General features: G+C 39.8%; 9 protein-coding genes. 2 read left to right on the forward strand and 7 right to left on the reverse strand.

Annotation, left to right across the window (positions count from 1 at the left end; genetic code table 11):
• Nucleotides 1-125: 125 nt before the first annotated feature.
• Nucleotides 126-323, forward strand: coding sequence for a transposase (locus LBH98_08260; protein ID MDR0304740.1), 198 nt, complete (start codon nt 126-128; stop codon nt 321-323).
• Nucleotides 324-396: 73 nt separating this feature from the next.
• Here the strand turns inward: LBH98_08260 and lepA are convergent, their stop codons facing one another.
• Genes lepA through greA form a run of 3 tightly spaced genes read right to left on the reverse strand, consistent with a single transcriptional unit; the run spans nt 397 to nt 3,826 of the window.
• Nucleotides 397-2,199 (reverse strand): translation elongation factor 4, encoded by a 1,803-nt coding sequence (gene lepA / locus LBH98_08265; GenBank protein ID MDR0304741.1) that lies wholly within the window; start codon nt 2,197-2,199, stop codon nt 397-399.
• A gap of 15 nt (nt 2,200-2,214) precedes the next feature.
• Nucleotides 2,215-3,345 carry an Eco57I restriction-modification methylase domain-containing protein gene (locus tag LBH98_08270; GenBank protein ID MDR0304742.1) on the reverse strand — a complete coding sequence of 377 codons (1,131 nt, stop codon included), beginning with the start codon at nt 3,343-3,345 and terminating at the stop codon, nt 2,215-2,217.
• Between the two features lie 13 nt (nt 3,346-3,358).
• Nucleotides 3,359-3,826, reverse strand: a complete 468-nt coding sequence (gene greA / locus LBH98_08275; protein ID MDR0304743.1) for a transcription elongation factor GreA — start codon at nt 3,824-3,826, stop codon at nt 3,359-3,361.
• A gap of 376 nt (nt 3,827-4,202) precedes the next feature.
• Between greA and LBH98_08280 the strand changes: the two genes are divergently transcribed.
• Nucleotides 4,203-4,406, forward strand: coding sequence for a hypothetical protein (locus LBH98_08280; GenBank protein MDR0304744.1), 204 nt, complete (start codon nt 4,203-4,205; stop codon nt 4,404-4,406).
• Here the strand turns inward: LBH98_08280 and LBH98_08285 are convergent.
• The 4 genes from LBH98_08285 to LBH98_08300 all read right to left on the reverse strand — a co-directional run.
• Entirely contained in the window at nt 4,403-5,320 is a 918-nt protein-coding gene (locus LBH98_08285; protein ID MDR0304745.1) for a hypothetical protein, read from the reverse strand. The genes LBH98_08280 and LBH98_08285 overlap by 4 nt on opposite strands.
• Before the next feature lie 21 nt (nt 5,321-5,341).
• Nucleotides 5,342-6,424 carry a [FeFe] hydrogenase H-cluster radical SAM maturase HydE gene (hydE, locus tag LBH98_08290; protein MDR0304746.1) on the reverse strand — a complete coding sequence of 361 codons (1,083 nt, stop codon included), beginning with the start codon at nt 6,422-6,424 and terminating at the stop codon, nt 5,342-5,344.
• Nucleotides 6,414-7,049 carry a nitroreductase family protein gene (locus tag LBH98_08295; protein MDR0304747.1) on the reverse strand — a complete coding sequence of 212 codons (636 nt, stop codon included), beginning with the start codon at nt 7,047-7,049 and terminating at the stop codon, nt 6,414-6,416. Before LBH98_08295 ends, hydE begins: the two co-directional genes overlap by 11 nt.
• Nucleotides 7,050-7,223: 174 nt before the next feature.
• The coding region (locus LBH98_08300) for a flagellin (GenBank protein MDR0304748.1) at nt 7,224-7,501 on the reverse strand (278 nt) is incomplete at its 5' end.

The following is a 7,501-nucleotide window of genomic DNA, read 5'->3' on the forward strand; positions in this document are numbered from 1 at the left end:
ATCTTTCTTCCCTTGCATAGATACCCTCCTAAATATGATTTGTTTATAAAGAAAATACTAAAAAGGAAGCAGGAAATGATACTTTCCTGCTTCCTTTTTTGAGTTGTGCAACAGGCACAAATTACTTGTTTTTGCCTCCGTATTCACCTGATTTGAATCCAATAGAATTGATGTGGTCAAAAATGAAAAGCAAGATTAAAGAAATTGAACCGAGTGGGAAAGACGAACTTATTCAAGCGTTAAATACAGCGTTAGAATGTGTAACAAACGATGATGTCAGAAATTGGATTAGGCACGATGGATACAGAACACAAAAAGTTTAATTGCTATATTTATTTTACATAGTGAAAATATTATTTGCCTGCGGCAAATAAGTTAGCGCGGCGATAATTCTTATCAATTTCCTCCGTCCCTTTTCAATACCGCCAAAAACGCTTTTTGCGGAATTTCGACGCTTCCTATTTGTTTCATCCGCTTTTTACCTTCTTTTTGCTTTTCCAAAAGTTTGCGTTTGCGGGAAATATCTCCGCCGTAACACTTTGCGGTTACGTCTTTTCGATAAGGTCTGACCGTGCTTCTTGCGATAATTTTACTTCCGACCGCCGCTTGAATAGCAACCGCAAACTGCTGTCTGGGAATTAAATCTTTAAGTTTCTCGGTGATGAAATTTCCGTAATTATACGACTTATCCTTGTGAATTATACACGAAAACGCATCGACCGCTTCGCCGTTTATCAAAATGTCAAGTTTCACCATATTTGATTTTTGGTAACCCGAAAGTTCGTAATCCATCGACGCATAACCCGAACTGCAACTTTTGAGACGATCGAAAAAGTCGATAATCAACTCTTGAATAGGAATTTTGTAATGAAGAGTAACTCGTGTCGTATCAAGGTATTCCATAGTTTCCATAACCGCGCGTTTTTCATCGCAAAGTTTCATAATCGCTCCGGTGTAAGTCGTCGGAGTTATAATCTGAACTTTGGCGATCGGCTCGGAAATAGATTCTATTTCACCCGCAGGCGGTAAGTCGCCGGGACGTTCTATCTCGACAATTTCTCCGTTTTGCCTTTCGATTTTATACACGACGTTAGGAATCGTAGTGATAATATCGACGCCGAACTCTCGAGAAAGCCGCTCTTGCGTTATCTCCATGTGTAAAAGCCCCAAAAATCCGGTTCTGAATCCAAAACCCAATACCTCAGACGATTCGGGAATAAAATTCAGAGAAGAATCGTTTAACGCAAGTTTTTCAAGCGCGTTGCGAAGAATGTCGTAATCACCCTTGTCAATCGGATACAAGCCGGAAAACACCATCGGCTTTATCACCTTATACCCTGCGATAGCCGACGGCGCCGGGTTATTCGCCAACGTTATCGTGTCGCCGATGCGGATGTCCGAAAGAGTTTTGAGCGACGCTATAACATAGCCTACCTGCCCTGTTTCCAATTCCTGCGCCGGCGCTCTCTTCAGCCCGAAAACGCCTAGTTCTGTAATTTCATAAACCTGTTCTGTTTTCATAAATTTAATTTTATCGCCGATTTTTATACTTCCTTCAAAAACGCGAACATACGCAATGGCCCCCCTGTAACTGTCAAAAACAGAATCAAAAATCAACGCTTTCGTGTAAGGTTCGTTTTTGGTTTTCGGCGCCGGAATCTCAATAATGGCTTTCTCAAGAATTTCTTTGACTCCTGCGCCGCTCTTTGCGGAACAGGTCAAAATTTGCGCCGCATCAATTCCAAGCAGATCTGAAATCTGCCGCCCTACCGCTTCGGGATTCGCCGCCGGAAGGTCTATCTTATTCATAACCGGAATTATCGTCAAATCGTTTTCCATTGCAAGATAAATATTCGACAAGGTCTGCGCCTCAATTCCCTGCGACGCATCCACTACAAGTATCGCGCCTTCACAGGCGGCAAGCGAACGCGATACTTCGTAGGTAAAGTCAACGTGCCCGGGAGTGTCTATCAAATTTATCGTATATTCCTTTTGATTTTGTGCGCGATATTTCATCTGAATCGGATGCGCTTTTATCGTAATCCCGCGTTCCTTTTCCAAATCCATATCGTCGAGAAGCTGGTCTTGCATATCGCGCTCACAAATCGTATTCGTAATCTGCAAAAATCTGTCGGCAAGCGTACTTTTCCCGTGGTCGATGTGCGCAATTATCGAAAAATTTCGTATTTCATTTATCATTTTTTCTTCACCGTCCTAATTAACATAATGTTCTCCGAATAGATTTCTAAAATAGCCGTTTATCGCAAAGTTTGTGTTTTTATCGACTGTTTTTTTTATTTTCTTAGACAAAAAATCATATTTGGAAACGGATTTTTCAACAAAACAATTCTTAATTTTCAAAAACTCGTCTATGTTAATGAAAACGTCGCTGTTGCCGAAATAGTAGGGCAAGTTTTTTATGTATTCTTTGAAAACATCGACGTAGCAGTAATACGCAAAATTTTCTTCTACAACCCGTAGCGAATTATTTATTTCGTTTTCCAAAAAAGTTTTAGCCCTTTTCAATGCGTTTATATCGCGCATCGTATAAAAGTACGCAACCGCGTCATTTTTTTCGACCGATGTAAAATTCGGATATTTTGAAACGTAATTTCCTATCGAATCAAAATCGTTTATCGCAAATTTTTTGCCGTCTTCTGTTTTGAAACGATATTTTTTTATGTACGAATAATCCATTCCGTACGAATTTTTTTCGTAAAATGCGATAATTATCGGAAACTGCACAGTCTTAGACGTTTTTACAAAGTCTCCGCTTGAAACTATAACGCCGTCTTTAAGAATATAATTTTTAGTAAAATTCTTGAGCGCGTTAAAATTCGCTTCTTTGATTAAATACGAAAGCGGATGCAAAACGCAGATAAAATTCGGCTGCAATTTGTCGTAAGAAAGCAAAAACGACAAACCCAAATCGCGCGATTTCAAATCAAAATCAATATCTGTTTTTTTGCTTTTCATCGAATTTCTTATTTGTGAAGTCGTGTCGTTGTAAGGCGGATTTCCGACGATTATTATTTGCGAGTTTTCGTTCAAACCGTAACTATGTCTGCAGACGTTTTTCAGACTGTTATGATTAAAAAAACTAATCTTTTCGTTTTGTTTTCGGGCAAAAAGAAGCGCTTCTTCGTCAATATCCGCGCCGATCGAATTTATGCCGTCCAAGAAATTTCCATATCCGCAGGACGTATCTAAGAAAACGTATTTTCCCGTCTCCGGCACGTTCTTTTCAATCATTTCATAAACTTTTGCGACCAAATGCGGCGGCGTATAAAAACTTCCGAAATTTACGCGGGTTTCAAAATCAAGATGTCGGGCTTCAAAATCCATATTTTACTCAAAATTACTCAAACGAAACGATTTTCAACTTGTATTTTCCGGCAGGAGCGGCAACTTCGACAATATCCCCCGCTTTTTTACCCAAAAACGCCTGTCCAAGCGGTGAAGTTACCGAAACCATCCCTTGCGATGGATTTGCCTCGTCGGCGCCGACCAAAACATACTCTTCCTTTTCGTCTTCGTCGTCGATTTCACAGCAAATAACTTTTGAGCCGAAACGAATTTCATCGCTGTTTACTTCGGTTTCGATAATCTGGGCGTCTGCGATGCGGCTTTCAAGATAACGGATTTTATCCTGAATCTGCCCCTGTCTTTCGCGGGCGGCATGATATTCCGCGTTTTCTTTGAGATCGCCATGGGAGCGCGCTTCCGCAACTTTTTCTATTATAGCTGGTAATTCTACCCGCCTAAAACGGTCTAATTCTTCTACTAATTTATCAAACCCGCTTTTTGTCATCGGGACACGAGCCATAAATATTCCTTTTTATAAAAAAACAAATTCTCACGAAAGAAAAATACAATATATTCACAACACCCCACAAGTAAAAACCGCATCATAAGAAGAAATAATTAAAAAAGAGCAAGTTTTACCGTTTAGCGGCGAACGGTATTTTATACGTAATATCTTATAATGAAATGATACTGTAAATTTTACTCCCTGCCGCTTTCTTCTGAGAAATGCGACAAGGGTTGGAAATTGCGACAAGGCTTGGTTTTATCCACAATTTGGAAAATATAGGAAAAGATTGCACATAATTCTCAAATTTTTTCAATTTTTACTGTAAAGAAAATTCAAAAACATTCCGATAATATATATAAGTATAGACAACTGCAACATGGAGGTTGCTGTGGATACGAACATTAATCCGGTAACGGGGAAACGGCTCGGTAAGTTTCTATGGAAAGATAAAACCGAGCAGGAAAAATTTCTGTTTGATTACCGCAAAAAAATAGCGGGCGGGTTTTATTCTTCGGAATTGGTTTTGATTTCGATTTTAGACGAAATTTCTCCGGTCTTGAGCGAAAGTGTCGGTGTAAAACCCATACTTTAATCCCAGAAACAATAATAATTATACCATTGAAGCGGAGTTCTCTTCGCATGTTCGGCAACGCGATTCACAAAATCGCACATCGCGTCAAAAACAAACTCTTCACGTTTTTTACGGTCAGAATTCAAGATTTCTATCGGCTCGCATGCGCAAAATTCATAAACATTTACACTCTTTCGTGTCGTGAAAACGGGAATTATCGGCGTTTGCGTTATGGCGGCAATTTCAAATATTCCGCGCGGAAATTTCGCTTTTTCACCCAAAAATTCGATTTCAGCGACGTTATCGCCTATGTATCTGTCGCCCAAAGCCGCTACTATTTCGCCGTTTTGTAAAGCGTTTTTTATTTTCAACGCGGTTTCAAGCGCTTCGCCGTCCGATAAAATTATATTTACTTTTCGATTTCTATTCACGGTTTCATAAATTTTTTTCATTTTTTTACCGTCACGCTCAACCATTAAAATATTGAGTTTTGCACTTATTCTTTCGCTTAAAATTTCACCCGCAAGTTCAAAATTTCCTATATGCGCCGAAAGCAAAATGACGCCTTTACCGGTTCTTGCGATATTTTCAATGTAATTCTCATTTTTCGTCAAATATTTTATCCGCCTGTTTTTGCCTATAAGAAAGCCGGACTTGTGAATCAAAGTAATCGAAAACGAAAAAAAATGCGCGTAGTAATCAAAAAAATTCGTTGATAAACCTAAATGTCTGCGAAATTGCTTAACCGCCTTTCTCGCATTTGAATTTATTATCGTATGGACAAAACAGACGGGAATAAGCAGAATATAGGCGGGAATAAAACCGAAGAACTTTATCAGCGCAAGAAATATTTTTATTCCCAATCCCCATCCGCGCGTTTTCCCGCTCCATTTTTGGTCTGACATTTTTAATTTAGACGATAATTTGATTGTCAATTATCTTTATCTCCTCTTGGCTTAAACTACTATCCGATTAGAATAATGTTTAGAATCGCCCCATTGCCCGTAACCTATCTTATTTCCGGTAAGTCGTATGCGGTCTTCCAAACATTTTTTGCAATGACGAATATCTTCGTTTACACAAGGCTTGTTTTGGTACAACAGATAATTTTCCCTGTACTTTTGAGGGGTAATATTAGGCATAATAATATTGGCGCCAGCCATAATCGCCGCTTCTCTTCCTGTGGGATTTATCGCTTGCATCGCTGTCGATGCGACTATATTAATGTCTTTAAACATTATTCTGCATATCGCTATCGTTTTCAAAGTTAAATTATATCTTTCGGCGGCAGGCAGCAAATCGTCTTTATATTTGTAAAGCGGAGTATCGCAATGTTCTATATATGGTCCCATACCGATCATATCAACGTCCAAATCCCTAAAAAACAAAATATCCTGCGCAAGATTTTCAATAGTTTGAAACGGCAAACCTATCATTACTCCGGTTCCTACCTGATAATTCAATTTTCGTAATATCTTTAAGGTTTCCAAGCGCTTTTGATAACTGTGCGTTTTGTCATCGGGGTGTATTTTTTCGTACAATTCTCTGTTTGACGTCTCTATTCTTAGCAGATAGCGCCTGACGCCAAATCTTTCTTTCCACATTTTTAGGGTTTCTTCGCTTTGTTCTCCAAGCGACAAAGTTATTCCCAATTCGTTATTTGTTTCGGCGTTTATTTTTTCCAATAAAGACGTTATTTTTCTTACAAATTCTTTGGAATTCAATTCTCCAGACTGCAAAGCGATTGAAGCGTAATTTTCCCGATAAGCGTGCAACGCCGCGTCTATAACCTCCTGTTCGGTCATCGTATAACGACTGAGTTTTTTATTACCCTTGCGTATTCCGCAATAATTACAATTTTTTTTACAGACATTTGAATATTCGATAAGTCCTCTAAAATACACGACATCGCCTACACATTCGCTTTTTATTTCGGCGGCGGTTTCAAACAAAGCGTTCTGCCGCTCGCCGGTTACGTTAAGTAACGCCGTGATATCCGTCTTTGCGAGATTATTTTGAAGCAAAAAGTCAATACCCAATCGTCAATCCGGCAATCGGATATATTTTTTTGTCAAAACCCAAAGTTTTTCGTATTTCGTCGCGATCAATCATCAATCGTACGACACAGTTAAGCCCTTCGGACGTACAATAAAGATATGCGTTCTGAGCGATAAATCCCGCGTCTATATGCGCCGTGTTCAGATCGTCCGCCTCGTCTTTCCCCATCAAAGCGGTATTTGCGGCAAGCAATATGTTGAGCGGCGCTTTTTTTGCAAAATCCTGCGCTCCCGCAATGTTTCTATGGTCGCCTGATTTTACCTCTTCCAAAGAATGATTCTTAGCGTTATACTTGTAAACCGCCTCGGGCTTAACTACAAACAATTCCGTTTCCTGCCAATTTCTCGCCGACGGCGCGGTACGCTTACCGTCGCTGCGATTTATCCCCCACATAGCCCACAGTAAATTACCGAGCTGCTGGTTGGAAAGTTCCTTGCTTGAAAAATCGCGGGAAGTTTTTCGATTCGCCAACGCCTCCATCAAGGGCATTCCGCCGGTTTTATTCGGCTGCGGCAATTTAATTTCCGTTTTTTGCGCAAAAATCGAACACGGAATAAAAAAAATAAACGACACAAATAAAATTTTAATTTGATTTTTTGAGAACATACCTATCACCTTTCGTTGTGCAATAAAATATCAAGGATGAAAATATTATTTGCCAAAATGAAAAATAACAAGCGATCGTATTTCAACAAAACACTCTCTGAAATTTTTTCATAAAATAACAAGAGCCGACGTATTAACATCGGCTCTCGGTTAACTATCACATTACTGTCTATACTACCGCAGAAGAGAAAGAACGTTCTGAGGCACCGCGTTCGCCTGAGACAACATCGCCGTCGCAGACTGCGTAAGTATCTGATTCTTCGTAAATTGAGACGATTGGAAAGCAAAATCCACGTCTCGAAGCTGGCTTTCCGCATTCGTCTGATTCGCCGCAGACACCGTCAAGTTATTCACCGTGCTTTCCAAACGATTTACATACGCTCCTATATCGGCACGCATCTCACTAACGCTCCTAATAACTTCGTCAATATTAGTTATCGCCGTCTGAGCGG

It is taken from the genome of Chitinispirillales bacterium, from assembly GCA_031254455.1.
Classification (GTDB): Bacteria; Fibrobacterota; Chitinivibrionia; order Chitinivibrionales; family Chitinivibrionaceae; genus WRFX01.

Bases quoted from the DNA above. Each gene is read 5' to 3' on its own strand.
- lepA (MDR0304741.1), bottom strand. From the start codon at position 2,199: ATGATAAATGAAATACGAAATTTTTCGATAATTGCGCACATCGACCAC.
- LBH98_08270 (MDR0304742.1), bottom strand. From the start codon at position 3,345: ATGGATTTTGAAGCCCGACATCTTGATTTTGAAACCCGCGTAAATTTC.
- greA (MDR0304743.1), bottom strand. From the start codon at position 3,826: ATGGCTCGTGTCCCGATGACAAAAAGCGGGTTTGATAAATTAGTAGAA.
- LBH98_08295 (MDR0304747.1), bottom strand. From the start codon at position 7,049: ATGTTCTCAAAAAATCAAATTAAAATTTTATTTGTGTCGTTTATTTTT.